Here is a 16544-nt window from a genome sequence, read left to right as displayed (position 1 = left end):
CTACCTACCTATAATGACCGCGTCTGAAGAGACTAGCTTAAAGTCTTTACCTAAAATGTCGCCTATCCAATTATCAGTCTCATAACACAAGGTCACACGATAAAGGGTGGCTTGGCGATCCCAAGATGTAATGACAGATAAATGACGTAAATCACTCAACCTATTGCTTAACGTGCATACGTTAGGACCAAACGAGAAGGTGGCAGACGGGTTTGGGCTACCATTTGATGCAAATGTCAGTTCCTCAACTACGACTCGATACTTAGTGTTGTCAAAAGAGGCTCCTCCCATTCGTTCAAGCGAACCTTGAGAAATCACATAGAGTTGACGCGCTTCGCTGCTGTTAATTCGATACTCTTCATCATAAAGTTGGGTACGCTCTTTAAGAATATTAACCATCGAATACGAAAGGCGGTCAAGCTTGCCTTTCAAAGACAGTTTCATCACCACATCTCCGCTGAAGACGAGTAGAATACTAAAGAACAAGCCAACAATGGCGAATTCAACACTAAAAGTGCCTCGTTGTTTACGAGGCGATGGTTTAGAAGGCATCGCGTTCGTACTCCTGCACTACAATCACCTCACGGCTTACCAGATTCGAGGTATCCATGAAAAAGGTGAAGATAGAGTTGAAATCGTAGTCAACACGATATATTGCCATCGCACTATTCGCCGCTATGCCGCACTCAGCAAAAGTATCGCCATCGGGCACTTCACAAGCATTCACATTGGTTAGATCAGCAACCTTACGTATATAGTTTACCGACATACGAAAATTCGATTCATCGACGACTCCAGACCAAAGGGCGTTGCTATCTTCAATGACACTAGAAAAAGACTGTTTATAGTTTCCTTTCGAGACTTTTGCGGAACGTGCTGCTTCAGAAATGGCTAAGTCAGATATAGCGCTTACATAAGAGAGGTAACTCATTTCTACCCACGCCATACACATAAGCCAAAAAGCCATAAAACCAAGAGCAAACTCTATACTCGCAATGCCTCTTTGATAAAACGATCGCACTTTTTTTATCATTGCAGTGCCTTCTCTTCGTTTTGTTTTAATAGCTCAGGGTTGACTTGACTAGTGGGCTCACTGTTTCTTAGTGCTGCAAAATGATTAAATGCCTCTTCTTCTGTTACTTCAGGACCAAGCATAGTTTTCACGTAATCAAAATTCCCCAACTTTGCTAACGCTAACATTAGGTTTGCTTGAACTTGAGCATCGGCTTTGTCATTGGTGTAAATAGGCATCAAACGCTGCACCGCATCTAAATAATGGCCTTCAATTATGTCTAATACGGCCAAGTTGTTTTTGACCGTTATATCATCATAGAAATTACTACGTGCGTGATTAAACATCATTCTCGCACGGTTATAATCTCCGTTTGCCGAATACAGTAAGCCCGCCATATTTTGAATTTCAGCGTTTTTGGGGTCTATCTCTTTTGCTTTTTCGATGTCTCGAAGACCTTGTTCAAATTCTCCCAGTTCGTATAAGCTGTTGGCATTTAACAACAATGCCTCAGCAGATATCTTTTTTTGTGCCATCAGAGGTTTCAGAATAAATAGTGCAGAATCCGCATCTTTAATTTTAAGGTAGCTTCTTGCTAACTTGATTCGCACTTCTTCTGTATCTCTGACACTGAGTTGAGATTTATAGTAACCAACGAGCTCATTGTAGTTCTGAGCCTGTATAAGCAACGCCTCTTTATTCAGAGAGCGATCATCAGAGTTTGTGCTCGCGCATCCGACTAAAAAAACAACGAGTAAAAAACAACTTAATTTAGACATTGGACATCATCCTCAGAATACCCGGTGCTGCAATGAGAATAACAATTGGCATCATTATAAATAGGATCAAAGGTACCGACATTTTCGCGGCCAACTTACCGATTTTTTCTTCTAAAGTAAGCATCTGTACGTCACGTATGTCGCCAGCAAGCGTAGTAAGCACACCATAAATGGAAGACCCGTATTGGAGGCTTTGTTTCAAGGTCATAACAAAGCTGCGCATTTCACTGGAAGGAATGTCTTCGTAGAGCTCGTCCAACGCTTTTTGCATACCAACCAATCGAGCGCGATCATTCGTTTTTTTGAGCAGCCCAGCTAATTCCTTGTCGAAACCAACCATCTCCTTTGACAAATAGTTCATCGCTGACTCAATCGTCATACCTGTTTGTACACATACAGCTAATAGGTCGAGCAGGTAAGGTAACTGACCAGATACTCGAGATACCCTTGCCTTACCTCTGCCATCCAGAAGTGCATCAGGGACCACAATACAAATAATTAGCCATGTGGCCATAAACGCGATTAATGTCGGTGTAGAAATTGCGCTTTTAATCGAATAGATATATATCGCAGCACAGCCTAACATCAACGCCCCATATTTTAGGGGCATATAAAGGGCAACCCATTTACTTTTCGATGATATGCCAGCACGCTTAAACTTGTCGTTTATTTCCTGGTTGCTGTGTTCTACTGCCGGTTTCGCGACTTTCTCCGACATAAACTCGACAAAGCCAGCCATCCGATTCGAGTCAGATTTTAAAGAAAGCTGGTTTAAAAACATCTTTCGCTTAGTCAGACGAAAAATAACAAGTGCGATTAACAATACACCTAAAAAAACCGCACATAACTGAAGGAAGACATAAAGTTGCGGTGAGATATCCATTAGCGAACCCCTCTCATGAGTCCCCAAACGATGCTGATTCCTATCGCTTCACTGATCAGCATATAGTACAAAATCGGCTGACCTTTAGGGTGGTTCATCACAAAGTCATAATTCTCTGGGCTCAAGTACTGCAACATAAATAGAAAGAAAAAAGGGATAGCGGCAACAATTTTTGCTGACGTTCGAGCTTCCGACGTTAGTGCGTATTTCTTCTTCTCGATGGCTCTTGCGTCAAACATTAGCCTGTTGAGTCTTGTAATCACATCTTTCAACTGGCCACCACGTTGCATATTCGCTCTCAGGGTGATGACGAAAAACTGGAAAGATCGATAAGGGAAACGGTTACAAGATTTCCTAAATACTGTATCTGGCGACTCCCCCATTTGTAGCCTTTCACCCATGCGTTTAAACTCTTCGCCTACACTGCCCTCTAATGACTTGCCGACAAAGATAATCGAGTGCATCAAACTTTCACCAGAACTAACAGCACTGGCAAGCATGTTAAGGGCATCTGGAAAGGCCATTTCAAACTCTTTTTGCTGACGACTCTCGAGTATCGTCAAACCAGAAAATATACCGACCATCTGCCCTATCACTAGTGCATACAGAGGATTGACTCTGATGAAGGTGTTGTTCGCATAGAAACTAACCAGAGCAACGACCAGACAATAAGCCAATACCTTAAGTAGCGCAAACGCCCCTAGTTGCATTTTGATATTGCGTACTCTACGTTGGATTTTCTGGCGGAAGGTTTCACCTGTCAGACTATTGAGGTTGACGGCTTTGTGGTCTTCATCCATGGAGTTGACATACAGCGTTCTATTTAGCTGTTCGAGGTACTCATTCTCTTTGCGCTTTGAGGGCCAAAACGCAATGATGAACAAAACACCTCCGAGAATGAGAGCAAGCCAGAAGATCATATCGCTTCTCTAGCAGCAAATAGCTGACCCAATTGTGCATCTAAGCCGAAAAATTTCGCTTTCTCAACGAGTACAGAGCGCTGCATTAAGCCAGCAGTCATAAAGTTTCCGCGCACTTTACCATCATCCCCTTGCATCTGATTCGGAACAAAGCGGAATATCTCTTCAAGTACAACACTTTGTCCTTCTAGACCAACAACTTCGGATATACTCATCACTTTACGAGAGCCATCATGCAGGCGGCTAATCTGAATGACCAAGTCAACCGCACTTACAATGTTACGACGGATTGCCTCAAGCGGTAGGTTGTTGGTGGCCATCATAACCATCGCTTCGACACGTGCTAACGCATCACGGGGCGTGTTGGCGTGGAGGGTCGACATTGAGCCATCATGGCCAGTGTTCATTGCTTGAAGCATTTCAAACGCTTCTCCACCACGACACTCACCGACAATAATTCTGTCTGGTCGCATACGAAGTGAGTTGATCACAAGATCACGCTGGTCAATCGCACCAGTTCCTTCAATACCGGAGGTACGCGTCTCTAATCGTACAACATGTGGCTGTTGTAGCTTGAGTTCGGCAGCATCTTCGATCGTTACGATACGTTCTTTTTCGGAAATAAACTGGGAAAGGGCATTCAGCATGGTTGTTTTACCCGAGCCCGTCCCCCCTGAGATAAGAATATTAAGGCGACAACGTGCAGCAATCATAAGTAACTTGGCCATTTCCGGGCTCATCGCACCGAACTCAACCAGTGCATCAAAACTCAAGCTGCCTTTTTTAAACTTACGAATAGAAATCGAAGTGCCATCGATCGCAATGGGTGGGATAACAATGTTTACACGGCTGCCATCTGGCAAACGCGCATCACAAGTTGGTGAAGAATCGTCGACACGGCGTCCAACACGTGCGGCAATACGTTTAGCGATCTGAATCAACTGATCTTCGTCGATAAAAGTAACTTCTGACTTCTCAACCAGGCCATTTCGTTCGACGAAAACATTATCACACCCGTTAATCATGATGTCACTGATGGACTCGTCTTCCATAAGTGACTGCATCGGACCTAAACCATGGATTTCGTTGACAAGGCTTTGAACATAATCGGCTTTCACAATAGATGGCACTGACCACCCTTGTCGTTCAATCAAAAGCTCGACAGCTTCAGCTAACTGTTTACTCAACTGCTCTTTAGATAACACGGTGACCGCTTCGCTATCTAAAGCCTCAAAAATCTGACTGCGAATAGCAATGAAAATTGACTTAGAGTGATCCATTATTTACGGCTCCTCTTAAACAACTTACTCAACACACCAACTTTTCCGATTTCATGTTTTTCGCCCAATAGTGCCGCAGTAATCTGTTTTATGCTTTTACTAATTGGTAGCTTTAGTTCATGAAGGTGTTTTCCTTCAAGAAGCGCTTTGCTCATTTGGCCATCATAAGGACACGTTACATCGATAGGCCTGCGAAGATACTTCTCGATCTCTTCTTCTGTCACCGTCGCGTGCTTTTCGGGAGAAGTGTGGTTAATGACCACTATGATTCGAGCTTTAGTTTCTAACTCTTTTAATTGGGAGACTATCCGGCTGGCGTCGCGAAGACATGAAACGGTCGGCTTCAATACCAACACAATCGCATCGCACTCTTTTGCACTGTACTCTAGGTCTTGCTTGCAATTCACTGAGCAGGAAAGATCTTCAATCAAAAAATTAGTTTGCTCTGAAAGCTCATCAGATAAAGTTCTTACGTATTCCTTCATCTGAAATTCGTTGAGATCTTTTGACTGAACAGAGAGTATGGACAGCATTGGGGTGATCTTTTGCGTCATATTGAGCGCATAAGAGGTGTCCAGATTAGAAGTTAACGCTCCTGGTGGGATGTCTTTTTTCTCGAACTTCTTGAGACCAAGCAGTATGTCTAGGTTGCCCCCGACAAAGTCGTGATCAACCACAACACAAGAACTGTTTTTCTTACTCGAGAGTTCACAAGCAATCTCAGCAACGAGCAGTGAGTTACCAACGCCACCACTCGCTCCCCAAAACGCGACTTTTTTTGCTTCTCGCGCCTTACCCAGGCCAGCATTTCTCTGACGGTTATCAGAAACGTTTTTGACGAAATCTATCAGTTCTTGCTTACTTACAGGCCAGAACAGGTAATAGAAACCCATCTCCTTAAGATTCCGAATAGTCGAAATCGCATCTTCACTTCCGACTACAATCACTGACGCAGAATTTGGCAACAAATGACTGATACGTCGCATATCTTCTGTGACATTGTTGCTTTCATTCAGCTCTACAATAACAATCTCTAACGCACTACTGCGCGCATACTTCTTTATTACTTCGTCGTCGTTTTCTAATAGTTTAGGGACAGCAAGGCCTTCAAAAGTGAACGCTTCTTCAACTAATTTTCTGCAGACCTCTGTTTGATAAAACAGGACAGAAGACAGCCCTTGCGTTTCAGGCTCTTTGGATTCAGAAGGCTTTAATAGTTCAACAAGATCTAACATTTGCTACTCACCCATGTCGTTGTATTGCGCTTTATTATCGACCATTTTTTCGGGATGCTGTAATGAATGCCAACGATTCCCTTCAACAAAACAGTCATGTGTCGTAAAGTCGAATCGATTGACTTGGGCACCTTCACATCTTGGTACAAGCACTTGGTATTGCTGCAATGATAAAGTCAGGTTGAACGGCCCTATACCATTTGATTGTTCTGCTATATGGATATTTTGCGGATCGATACCTTGCTGTAAAAGCATTTTCTTTGTTTTCAATACATGCTCTTTAGCCAGTTCAGAAGACCATGTAAAAAATAGCTGCTCAGTTTGCACCTTTTCACGATGCGTATCGAGATACTCGTTCACTTGTTTATCGACTTTATCACGGTTCGTTTTATCTACTTTCGCTTTAAAGGTATAGGTCACTGGGACCAAATCTACTGAAATACCATTTCGCTCTGCGACACGTTCAGCACAACCAAAAAGTAACACACTCGACATTAGCACAACCGATAAACTTCTCATTTCTTGAAGCCTCCAGCCTGCAGTACTTCTTCCGCCCACGCCTTACTTGCTGGCGTATAGCTGTACTCGACATTAAAAAATCTTTGCATGGTCGTTGTTCGTTTCATCGTCGGTAGTTGGATTTGCGAAGGATTAACTGGTTTAACTAAGTTTACCGTCGCGACAATAACAAGTTCTGTTTTATTTCGGACTGTTTCTGTATGTCTAAATAACGCGCCTAAAATGGGGACATCACCAATAAATGGAACTCGGCTCAACGACTCTCGATCCTCGGTACTTAACAAGCCACCTAACACGAAGCTCTGACCATCACCCAACTCTACGGTTGTGCGAGCACGACGTGTTTTCAGTGCAGGTAAGCTATAACGGTCATTTTGATACTGGGTATCTAACGAGCTGACCTCTGGCATTAGTGATAGCTTGATCTTGTCGTCTTGCAAAACTTTCGCCATCATCTCTAGTCGAATACCAAATTCTTTGAAAAGAACGTTGGTTCCACCATCGACTACCGTCACCACAGGGATCTCTCCACCAACCAAAAAGCTAGCTGTCTCTCCCGATATGACCGATAAATTCGGCTCTGCCAATACTTGCCCTACTGCATCATCACCGATTGCTGATATCACAGAGACAATATCCGCTGCACTGAAATTAATAAGCTGATCAACGAACGTGCCACCCATAAAATTGGCGCTACTATCCAACGTTCCGTACTTTACGCCAAACTGTTCGAGAAAAGACTGTGACACTTCTGCAATCGATAATTTGACATTGACCTGCTTGGTTGTTGAGACTTCAATGTTGTTAACGATGCCCTTGTAGTGACGTCTAGTCATGAACTCCATCTCGTAGGTGTTCTCGCCTAGATCCCACTCAATCTTATAATCCTCATATTCTTTGTTAAGAAGTTCACCCACCAGAATATTTATCTCATCACGAATTTTTTCACTGGGTACTTTGCCAGCAAGCACAACCTGCTCACCCAAGTTGTATATTGAGATACTGACATCAGGGTAACGAATTTGAACCTGTTGCTGGATATGAATAAGACTTTGATTTACTACGAGCTTTCGGCTGATGATCGTCTCAGAATTGTCATCGAAAGCGAGCAACGAAACTGTACCCACTTTCTTACCAAAGATTACCAACTTATTCTTATCAACCACTTGATAGTCAGCAATTTGAGGGTCTGAGATAAAAACTGATGCTATTTCAGCCTTGGTATTGATCGCTTTTGCTTCCCCCTCTCCAAGGTTCATCAAAACCTGCGCAAAGGTGATACTGCTCCACATAGCAATGAAAATAGCAACGCTCGCTCTAACTAAATACATTATTGTCGTTTTCCCTACTTAATGGTTACAGCATCAGCTCGATATTCAATCACTGATTTAAATCCCGGTAATACATCACCAGCATCAGCACTAAGGTCCGCAGGGCGATAATTACCTACAGATTTGTGTACTTCCAGTGTCGCAATCTGCTTCGCGACACTCAATATAGAAACTTGTTTTCTATCAAGTTCGAGTATGAGGTGAGTCTCCAATGCGACATCTTCACCGGTCGCTTCTTTTGCATCTGATTGATCAACGCGCAACACTTTGACGCCCATCAATACAGGCGATATTGAGATTGCCTTGCCTCGCGCAGTCGCTGAAGAACCAACCTCAATCGTCGCCACATTCGTGGGGCTTGTCAGCGCTAAAATATCAATATAAGAGCTCGCACGAATCACACCACCAACAACCGCTTCAGGAGACACTTTTAGAGGGTAAGGAACATACCCGTCAGCTAGCGTTAAATCTAAATATTCTGGCGAATTGGGAGCAACAATATCTGTTGGATACAGCAAGCTACCTTCGGCCATATCAGAGCGATAAATAGAACCTAGCGGGTATTCGAACAACATGTCTTCCGCAATTCCCTGAAGGGCCGCATCGTCTTCTTGGATTTTTAGTACTTGCAAGTGTTCCGGACGCACAACGTCAGTTGCAGAGACTTGGCTTCTAACTTGCCAGACGGAATAGAATTTGAGTGGTTGAGCCGTTTGTAGGCTGCTGGAGTCTGTGGGGCGTGTTAAGTTACCCGCTAATCCATAAAGACCAAAGATGATGGCTAAAACGGCGACAGCGAGAATAAGTTTTGTGCGCATGTTAAATTCCTAAATTGAAGCACCTATGCCAAACACACCACTTAACACAATTGGTATCGCAAAGGGCAGCCCGTCATGGACAATACTTATAGGCTTAAATTTTTTAATTAGTATGTAGACTAGCGCCTCGAGCCCACCCAGCAGCATAAGAATCACTCCGACTAAGAGCAAAAAATCGGGCTGAATAAGCAGTGAGAATACACATATCAATTTTATGTCACCAGCACCAAACGCTCCTAACCGCCATAGAAGTAAGCCAGGTATAAATAGCATCAGCGCAGTAAAAGGGTAGATTTGTGAACCGTTTATGAAAGCAGAGCTAAGTAACACACATCCCAGTGACAAAACACTATTGTTGGAAACTAATCGGAAACGATAGTCGCGCCAACATATAAATAAACAAATGGTGGCTAGTATCAGCCACCAAATAAATGTAGGTGTAACCAAAACGCTATTAAGAAGCGCTGTTGATGTTGCCTGTAATCTTAGTCATCGCGCCAGTCAATGCAGTTCTTAAATCACTGTTGAACATCGCCAGTACAATTGCAGATACAGCAACACCGATGATTGCGTATTCGATTGCAGTTACACCGCGCTCGTCTTTTTTAAATGAGTAAAGTGCGCTTTGAGCAGCAACAAAAGCTTTAGTTAACATGATATTTTTCCTTTACTAGAACTATTGCATATATTTTTGTAACAATATATGCATCAAAGATGTACGCATTCTATATAAGTGAATGCGAAGTGACAAACAATTACTGGCACTTATTTTACACCATAAAATAAACAACAAATCCAGTGTAACACGATTTGACTGTGATTTATGTGACGTAATTTGTTTTGGTCAAGCACACTTATTTACAGAAAATGAACATTTCGACATAAAACACATCTTTACTTACTACTGTACAATATAGTTGACTTAACACCTACTCACTCAGAAGTTAGCAAGGTCAAAAAATCTCACTTTTGATACGTTAAACTTGGAAAACGATCCCACCTTATTTCTTCACACAAAATAAGATGGGTTATATTTTAGGACTAGTATGCAAATTCCATCACTTTCAAGCTGGCTTCTGAATCGATGTCCTTAAACTCAGGCGGATTATCAATACGTTGGACAAAGTGCAAACTTGGCGCTTCTTCTCTCATGCTGTCTATCAAGAAGTTGCAACTTACTTGAGGAGAGTTTACACATGCCAACACTCTACCGTCTGAAGTAAGCAGTTCAGGTAGGCGTCTTAATATTCTTTTATAATCTTTCGTTAGGGCGAAACTCCCCTTTTGAAATGAAGGTGGGTCTATGATGATTAAGTCATAAGGACCAAGCTTGCGAATTTTCCCCCATGATCGAAAGATGTCATAGCCAAGAAAACTCACGCTGTTTAGGTTATGTCCGTTTAGCTTGTGGTTTTCACGCCCTTTTGAAAGCGAGCTCCTCGACATATCGACATTTACAACCTTATCTGCTCCGCCTTCTACAGCGGCGACAGAAAACCCGCAAGTATAGGCGAACAAGTTGAGTATGTTCTTGTTTTGCGCATGCTCTCTGACCCAATCTCGCCCAAAGCGCATATCAAGAAACAGACCGAAGTTTTGGTTGCGTCCAATGTTGAGTTGATATTTGATTCCAGATTCAATAACTACTGGGGTGCTCTCCAACTCACCAATTAGCACTTCAGAAGGAGCACCTTCCTTGTATCGATACTGTATGACGATTGAGCGTCCAGCTGTTGAACGCCACAACTCTGAAGTCGCCAGGGCAAGCAAGCCACGCTTTAATTCTTCAACGAAGCGTGCATCTCCCTCTTTAAACAAAGCAACAATCAGCTGTCCATTTACCCAGTCACAAGTAATTTGCTCTAAACCAGAGAAGCAGCGTCCTCGCCCATGAAACAGGCGTCTTACTTCGTTTGGAGCATCGGTTAATCGCTGCGTAAGCTGTTCAAAGAAGACAGGTAATTGATTTGATTGCATTGGTAGTGGAATTACATTTTGATCTTCGGCCATGACAGCTCCCAAGGCTTGAGCCAGGATTCAATCGCCTGACTCGTTGTTTCATCTCTCCATTTAGTGCCAAGTTCAGTACTCTCTCTTGGGTCACTAATGAACTTATATTCTTCATTTAGATAATTAAAGCGCAAAGCAAAAGCATGCAAGTAGCCTCTATCGGCTTTACATGATGCGTTGTAAATCGCGTCTCCAACAATCGCGGAACCAATCGACTTCAAGGCGACTCTGATTTGGTGGGTCTTGCCAGTGTGAGGCTTACACAATAAAAGGCGTTCTCCCTGACCACTAGCAGTCGAGAAAAACTGGGTTATAGCAGGATTGTCTCGCCGATTGATAAGTTTCCAGGTAGAACGCCTCGAACGTTCCATATCGCCAATTATTGCGCCCTGCTTTTTCTTCGGCTTACTACTGCCAATAGCTAGGTAGTATTTCTCAATTTCTCTGTCAGAGAAGAGTGTTGCCAAGGCACTCGCCGCTTTGGAACTTCTTGCGAGCAATAACAAACCTGATGTCATTTTGTCCAAACGGTGGACAAGATACAACTTAGGGTCACCCGTCTTGGCTGCAACTTCTTGGAGTAGCATGGTCTCGCCCTCGTCTTTATGCACAGACACGTTTGGGTGTTTAACGACGACAATAAAATCTGGGTGGGTATAAAGGATATCAAACATACAACTGGCTCCACTTAGGACGCAAGAGTATACCTTTAATCCTAGTGAAAGCCAGTAGCGAGAAAATGAGGTTAATTCAATTTAAACTTGCCAACGAGGGATTCAAGTTCCAATACTTTTGCGTTCAACCCATTGACATTGTGTGAGCTGTTGTTCGCAAGCTGTAGCGAACGCTCCGAAATGTCACTGATTGCCGTAATGTCAGCGGCTATCTCTTTAGTTACAGCTGTCTGTTCTTCCGCCGCAGTCGCAATCGAATTAACCATCGCCTGAACGTTGGCAGCGCCTGATACAATTTCATCCAAAGCACTCACTGCACCAGAGCTGCGCTCGACACCGATTTCTACTAGCTGACAGTTTTCTACCGTGTAGGTAACAGCCTCTTGAGTGCCTGATTGAATTTGTTGGATGATTCCGCCTACCTCTTTTGTCGCTTTCGTTGTGCGCTCTGCCAACGCTCGAACTTCGTCCGCTACAACGGCGAAGCCGCGACCGAACTCTCCAGCCCGCGCAGCTTCGATGGCTGCGTTTAATGCCAACAAGTTTGTTTGTTCTGCGATTTCTTCAATGACTCGAATAACCGAACCAATTTGCTCACTATGCGTCCCGAGTTCATTCATTTGCTTTGACATCTCTGTCATTTGCACGCTGACTTGCTGTATCGACGCGACCATTTCATTGATTACTTTACGCCCCGACTCTGCGTTTCCTTCAGAACGCTGCGCTTCCTCGAAAGTCGCATTACCTTGCTGTGCCACTTCTGAAATCGTCAAACTCAACTCTTCTGCGGCAGTAGCAATCAGATTAGCTTTATCGGCTTGGGATGAAGCTCCACTTACAATGTCTTGGCTTACATCGGAAAGCTCTTTGGTTACCACTTTCACTTCTTCTGCAACGGCAGATATACTACCAATCAGGGTTGTTAAGGAGGCTTGCATCTGGTTGATTGAACCGGCTAGATTAGAGAGCTCATCACCTGAGTTATCGACTATATCCTCCGTGGTCAAATCGCCATTCGCCACTTTCTGGGCAACTGAATCAAGTTTAGATAAACGAGTCGTAATGGAGTGAGATAGCCAATATGCCACAATACATGTCAGCACCAAGGCAACAACAAAGAGTATGATAATAGTCGTTTCGATTGTGTAGAACGACTCAGTGAGCGCCAACAACGCTGCATCAGTTTCTACTACCTCAGTCGACGATGCTTCATCTAAATACGCTTCTATCGGCGATAAGTAAGTCTCATATAACTGCCGAAGTTGGGAAATTTGTTTATCCAACTGATCTTTGTTACCAAGCAAAGGGACGATTTCTCGCTCAAAACCTTGTGTAAAACCAGACATCAAACGCTCAATCTTTTCAACTCGTTGATAATCCGCCCCTCCTCTAACCTCAAGGTTTTTTACTACGTTTATCGCGTCAGCAAATTCTTGTTTGTTGGTTCGATAGTCATTGATAGCGCCAGGGACACCGGTAATGGCTCCGGTCGCATCACGGTAGACATCACCGGCTTCATCAATAAGAACAAGATAACCGACAACTTCTGGTACATCATCCGTACGAATCTCGTGAGCAACTGCGTGTGACCGAGTGACTTCAGCCCATATCGTTACTGCCATAATCGTCATGATTGCTAAAACACAACCAAAACCTGCATACATTTTTTTACGAACAGACCACTTCACAAAGCACCTTCCAATTTATTGCTGATATCATTCTGTATCGGTACTACTTATCGATAACTTTAATAAAAGTAGCTGACAGAAACGAAAAAACCTCCCAATTGGGAGGTTTTTGATTCGTTTTTTCTTAGCGTTATAGCTTCTTCGAGAAAATACCAGCTAAAGCAATGATACCGATACCAAGCAGCATGATTTCACCTTTGCCGCTATCAAAGCCAGACTTAATGCCCATGAACGCAACGATTGCGATTGCAACTGGAATTACGAACTTAACTAGGTTGTACCATAGACCGAATAGTGGGAAAGATACTTTGCCGTCGTTAGTAATTTCTTTCTCAAGCTCTGCGCGAGATAGACGCCAGCCAGCAAAGATACACACTAACATACCGCCAACCGCTAGGAAGATCTTATCTGTCAGTAGGTCGAAGATATCAAACGCGCCAGTACCGAATAGTGTTGGACCAACACCGCCAAGCGATAGTGATGCGAACACACATAGTGTCGCCATAACAACACTTGAAGAGATAACCGCAGTTGAACGCTTCATGCCTTTTTCATCGATTAGGTAAGACACCACAACTTCTAGAAGAGATACCGAAGAAGTTAGAGCCGCGACTGTTAGACCGATGAAGAACATTAGAGCGAATAGAAGACCAATTACGCCACCCATTTCCGCAAATAGCTGAGGAACGACGACGAATACTAGACCAGGGCCCGCTGCTGGCTCCATACCAAATGCGAACATTGCAGGGAACATTGCAACACCAGCTAGGATAGCAACACCTGTATCCATCGCAGTAACCATACCTGTCGTCTGAACTAGGTTCTCTTTCTTCTTAAGGTAAGAACCGTATGTCATCATACAACCCATACCAAGTGATAGAGAGAAGAATGCTTGACCTAGCGCCGCTAGTACAACATTACTGTCTACTTTAGAGAAATCAGGCATGAACAAGAATTCTAGGCCTGCCATTGCACCTGGCAGCATTAAACCTTTCACTGATACAACAATCAGAATCAGGAATAATAAAGGCATTAGAACCTTACCTGCTTTCTCGATACCACCAGAGATACCTTTCATAACAATTACGATGTTAAGGAATAGGTATACAGCCATCCACATAAGTGGCTGAACTGGATTAGAGATAAAGCCACCAAAGCTGTCACCGATCGCTTCAGGTGTGCTTAGTAGACCGCCGCCTACTTTGAAGATGTAAGCGAGTGCCCAACCACCTACTACAGGGTAGAAACCCATAATAAGTAGACCACTTAATACTCCCATAACACCGGTAAACGTCCAACGACGGTCAGTCGATTTGAACGCACCTACTGCTGATAGACCTGTCTTACGACCAATCGTGAATTCGGTAAGCATGACGCTAAAACCGATAAAGATGACAAAAAGAAGGTAGATAGCAACGAATGCACCACCGCCACTTTCACCTGCCGTATAAGGAAACTTCCAAATGTTACCAAGACCAACAGCAGAACCTGCTGCAGCCATAACGAAGCCTAATTTAGACCCCCACGTATCACGGGGCTTTGAACTTGAACTAGTAGCCACGATTTACTCCATTAAAATCATTTTATAAGTTGTGTTTGCTTCTGTTAGGCGTCTTTAAAAGTGGGTGTATATATTTTTTTACACTAATTAGAATTTTGAGTGACGCTAACGTTGTAGCAAGTAAAGCAGTTTAAAAGTAAAATTGAAACCCCGAAAAGTACATTTCTTCACCACAAATGTAATTATTGTGTTTAAATGCTGATTTTTTACACAATAGCAAGCTCTACCCACTAGATTTAACACTCCTCTAACACAAATCCTCTTTTTGTAAACTTTGCAATACTCTCTTAATTCAACCCAGTTTGTTGTTGTGACTATGACTATGGCAGATTACTATTAAGTCGCTCGATATGTGTTCTAGGTAGTTGAATGGACAAGTTTTATCACTTTCTAACCCTTGCCGGGATCGTGTTTTACTGGATTCTTGTGGCCGGTGTAACGATTCGCGTGGTATTAAAACGGCGTGCTGTTAGTGTTTCCCTTGCTTGGTTGATGATCATCTATATCATCCCGATCGTTGGGGTTGCCTGCTACTTCCTGTTTGGAGAACTGAATTTGGGCAGGAAGCGAGCCGAGAGAGCGAAGCTTATGTTTGCTCCCTTCGAGCAATGGTTTTCTAGTTTGAATGAATGCCATGCGCATGCACCAGAGAGTTTTGGTCGCCATATCTACCGAATCGATGAACTTTGTAATAATCGTCTAGGCTTGCCTGCATTAAGCGGCAACACTCTTTCTCTGCAAAGTTCACCCAACGAGATCCTCCATTCCGTCATTCAAGATATTGAAACGGCAAAATCAAGCATCCACATGGTCTTCTATATCTGGCACCCGGGCGGCCTTGTTGATGCCGTCTCCGCTTCTCTGATTAAAGCGGCTAAACGTGGAGTTAAAGTTAGACTCTTACTCGACTCTGCGGGTAGCCCGCGTTTCTTTCGAAGCGAATGGTACAAGATGATGAAATCCGCTGGCATGGAGGTAGTGCAAGCGCTAGAAGTCAGCCCTTGGCGTATTTTTCTTCGCCGCCTCGATCTTCGGCAGCACAGAAAAATCATCGTTATCGACGATAACATTGGCTACACGGGATCGATGAATATGGTTGACCCTGCCTTTTTTAAACAAAGTAGCGGTGTTGGTCAGTGGATAGACATTATGGTTCGCTTGACCGGACCGACCGTGAACGTCCTATCCGCCATTCACGGTTGGGACTGGGAGGTCGAAACAGGAAACCGTAGGCTACCCAAACTGCCTGAATGCAGAATTAATCCCGAAGAGCCGCAACACCCTGTTCAAGTTGTGCCATCTGGACCGGGAATGCCAGAGCATCTGATCTCTCAGGTGCTTACATTGGCTATTAACCAAGCGAATCAGTCGGTGCGGATCACCACGCCGTACTTTGTCCCGAGCTCCGATTTACTTGAAACACTTAAAATGACCGCTCAGCGGGGTATCAAAGTCGAGCTAATCATTCCACATAAGAACGATTCAATCATGGTTCAATGGGCATCGCGCGCCTTCTATACCGAACTGATGCAGGCAGGTGTTGAGATCTACGAATTCTATGGCGGCCTTCTGCATACAAAATCGGTTGTGATCGACGAACAATTTTGCCTTGTTGGCACCGTAAACATGGATATGCGTAGCTTATGGCTCAATTTCGAGCTGACACTTGCTATTGACGACGAGTCATTTACCAAAGAAATGTTCTGGCTACAAAACAGCTACATGCAGGAGTCGCATCGAGTCAGTTTGAAACAATGGCAGAAGCGCTCATTGTACTCACGTTTTCTTGAGCGAGTCTTTTACTTGTTTAATCCCCTGCTCTAGCCCTTGCTTA

17 protein-coding genes are annotated in these 16544 nt (G+C 43.6%); 1 reads left to right on the top strand and 16 read right to left on the bottom strand.

The features are described from left to right. The 16 genes from tadF to U9J37_RS02970 all read right to left on the bottom strand — a co-directional run bounded on the left by tadF (position 1) and on the right by U9J37_RS02970 (position 14650). Positions 1-552, bottom strand: a complete 552-nt coding sequence (tadF, locus tag U9J37_RS03040) for a tight adherence pilus pseudopilin TadF (protein ID WP_005470592.1) — start codon at positions 550-552, stop codon at positions 1-3. Further along, on the bottom strand, positions 542-1033 hold the full coding sequence (locus U9J37_RS03035) for a TadE/TadG family type IV pilus assembly protein (RefSeq protein ID WP_043886623.1): 492 nt from the start codon (positions 1031-1033) through the stop codon (positions 542-544). Before U9J37_RS03035 ends, tadF begins: the two co-directional genes overlap by 11 nt. Beyond that, complete coding sequence (locus tag U9J37_RS03030; RefSeq protein ID WP_043886625.1) at positions 1030-1791, bottom strand: tetratricopeptide repeat protein; 762 nt, start codon at positions 1789-1791, stop codon at positions 1030-1032. The genes U9J37_RS03035 and U9J37_RS03030 overlap by 4 nt, the downstream gene beginning before the upstream one ends. Beyond that, on the bottom strand, positions 1784-2674 hold the full coding sequence (locus U9J37_RS03025; RefSeq protein WP_052297953.1) for a type II secretion system F family protein: 891 nt from the start codon (positions 2672-2674) through the stop codon (positions 1784-1786). Before U9J37_RS03025 ends, U9J37_RS03030 begins: the two co-directional genes overlap by 8 nt. Next, a complete protein-coding gene (locus U9J37_RS03020; protein ID WP_005470456.1) occupies positions 2674-3594 on the bottom strand; it encodes a type II secretion system F family protein in 921 nt (306 codons plus the stop codon). Before U9J37_RS03020 ends, U9J37_RS03025 begins: the two co-directional genes overlap by 1 nt. After that, positions 3591-4874, bottom strand: coding sequence for a TadA family conjugal transfer-associated ATPase (locus U9J37_RS03015; RefSeq protein WP_005470579.1), 1284 nt, complete (start codon positions 4872-4874; stop codon positions 3591-3593). Before U9J37_RS03015 ends, U9J37_RS03020 begins: the two co-directional genes overlap by 4 nt. Continuing rightward, entirely contained in the window at positions 4874-6109 is a 1236-nt protein-coding gene (locus U9J37_RS03010) for a CpaE/TadZ family protein (RefSeq protein ID WP_005470446.1), read from the bottom strand. Before U9J37_RS03010 ends, U9J37_RS03015 begins: the two co-directional genes overlap by 1 nt. A gap of 3 nt (positions 6110-6112) precedes the next feature. Then, entirely contained in the window at positions 6113-6628 is a 516-nt protein-coding gene (locus U9J37_RS03005; protein ID WP_156145119.1) for a hypothetical protein, read from the bottom strand. Continuing rightward, entirely contained in the window at positions 6625-7920 is a 1296-nt protein-coding gene (locus U9J37_RS03000) for a type II and III secretion system protein family protein (RefSeq protein WP_005470599.1), read from the bottom strand. Before U9J37_RS03000 ends, U9J37_RS03005 begins: the two co-directional genes overlap by 4 nt. A gap of 53 nt (positions 7921-7973) precedes the next feature. After that, a complete protein-coding gene (cpaB, locus tag U9J37_RS02995; protein WP_005470310.1) occupies positions 7974-8777 on the bottom strand; it encodes a Flp pilus assembly protein CpaB in 804 nt (267 codons plus the stop codon). Positions 8778-8786: 9 nt separating this feature from the next. After that, positions 8787-9224, bottom strand: coding sequence for a prepilin peptidase (locus U9J37_RS21355; RefSeq protein WP_083794638.1), 438 nt, complete (start codon positions 9222-9224; stop codon positions 8787-8789). A 7-nt stretch (positions 9225-9231) separates the two neighbouring features. Next, entirely contained in the window at positions 9232-9432 is a 201-nt protein-coding gene (locus U9J37_RS02990; protein WP_005470339.1) for a Flp family type IVb pilin, read from the bottom strand. A 386-nt stretch (positions 9433-9818) separates the two neighbouring features. Next, positions 9819-10754, bottom strand: a complete 936-nt coding sequence (locus U9J37_RS02985) for a class I SAM-dependent methyltransferase (RefSeq protein WP_005470438.1) — start codon at positions 10752-10754, stop codon at positions 9819-9821. Between the two features lie 11 nt (positions 10755-10765). Further along, the gene (locus U9J37_RS02980; RefSeq protein WP_005470525.1) at positions 10766-11461 is read right to left on the bottom strand and encodes a TIGR01621 family pseudouridine synthase; all 696 of its coding nucleotides are present in this window, start codon (positions 11459-11461) and stop codon (positions 10766-10768) included. A 71-nt stretch (positions 11462-11532) separates the two neighbouring features. Next, positions 11533-13149 carry a methyl-accepting chemotaxis protein gene (locus U9J37_RS02975; protein ID WP_043886627.1) on the bottom strand — a complete coding sequence of 539 codons (1617 nt, stop codon included), beginning with the start codon at positions 13147-13149 and terminating at the stop codon, positions 11533-11535. A gap of 130 nt (positions 13150-13279) precedes the next feature. Beyond that, on the bottom strand, positions 13280-14650 hold the full coding sequence (locus U9J37_RS02970) for a sodium-dependent transporter (RefSeq protein WP_005470304.1): 1371 nt from the start codon (positions 14648-14650) through the stop codon (positions 13280-13282). 429 nt (positions 14651-15079) lie between these two features. Between U9J37_RS02970 and cls the strand changes: the two genes are divergently transcribed. Then, positions 15080-16534: a cardiolipin synthase gene (cls, locus tag U9J37_RS02965; protein ID WP_005470318.1), complete on the top strand. Its 1455-nt coding sequence runs from the start codon at positions 15080-15082 to the stop codon at positions 16532-16534. Positions 16535-16544 lie beyond the last annotated feature (10 nt).

Origin of the sequence: Vibrio sp. 16 (genome assembly GCF_963681195.1) — a bacterium.
In the GTDB taxonomy this organism is placed as follows: Bacteria; Pseudomonadota; Gammaproteobacteria; order Enterobacterales; family Vibrionaceae; genus Vibrio; species Vibrio sinaloensis_D.
The sequence above is the reverse complement of the archived record's forward strand: the minus strand, read 5'-3'. Positions and strand labels throughout refer to the sequence as shown.

Bases quoted from the DNA above. Each gene is read 5' to 3' on its own strand.
- tadF (WP_005470592.1), bottom strand. From the start codon at position 552: ATGCCTTCTAAACCATCGCCTCGTAAACAACGAGGCACTTTTAGTGTT.
- U9J37_RS03035 (WP_043886623.1), bottom strand. From the start codon at position 1,033: ATGATAAAAAAAGTGCGATCGTTTTATCAAAGAGGCATTGCGAGTATA.
- U9J37_RS03030 (WP_043886625.1), bottom strand. From the start codon at position 1,791: ATGTCTAAATTAAGTTGTTTTTTACTCGTTGTTTTTTTAGTCGGATGC.
- U9J37_RS03025 (WP_052297953.1), bottom strand. From the start codon at position 2,674: ATGGATATCTCACCGCAACTTTATGTCTTCCTTCAGTTATGTGCGGTT.
- U9J37_RS03020 (WP_005470456.1), bottom strand. From the start codon at position 3,594: ATGATCTTCTGGCTTGCTCTCATTCTCGGAGGTGTTTTGTTCATCATT.
- U9J37_RS03015 (WP_005470579.1), bottom strand. From the start codon at position 4,874: ATGGATCACTCTAAGTCAATTTTCATTGCTATTCGCAGTCAGATTTTT.
- U9J37_RS03010 (WP_005470446.1), bottom strand. From the start codon at position 6,109: ATGTTAGATCTTGTTGAACTATTAAAGCCTTCTGAATCCAAAGAGCCT.
- U9J37_RS03005 (WP_156145119.1), bottom strand. From the start codon at position 6,628: ATGAGAAGTTTATCGGTTGTGCTAATGTCGAGTGTGTTACTTTTTGGT.
- U9J37_RS03000 (WP_005470599.1), bottom strand. From the start codon at position 7,920: ATGTGGAGCAGTATCACCTTTGCGCAGGTTTTGATGAACCTTGGAGAG.
- cpaB (WP_005470310.1), bottom strand. From the start codon at position 8,777: ATGCGCACAAAACTTATTCTCGCTGTCGCCGTTTTAGCCATCATCTTT.
- U9J37_RS02990 (WP_005470339.1), bottom strand. From the start codon at position 9,432: ATGTTAACTAAAGCTTTTGTTGCTGCTCAAAGCGCACTTTACTCATTT.
- U9J37_RS02985 (WP_005470438.1), bottom strand. From the start codon at position 10,754: ATGCAATCAAATCAATTACCTGTCTTCTTTGAACAGCTTACGCAGCGA.
- U9J37_RS02980 (WP_005470525.1), bottom strand. From the start codon at position 11,461: ATGTTTGATATCCTTTATACCCACCCAGATTTTATTGTCGTCGTTAAA.
- U9J37_RS02970 (WP_005470304.1), bottom strand. From the start codon at position 14,650: ATGGCTGCAGCAGGTTCTGCTGTTGGTCTTGGTAACATTTGGAAGTTT.
- cls (WP_005470318.1), top strand. From the start codon at position 15,080: ATGGACAAGTTTTATCACTTTCTAACCCTTGCCGGGATCGTGTTTTAC.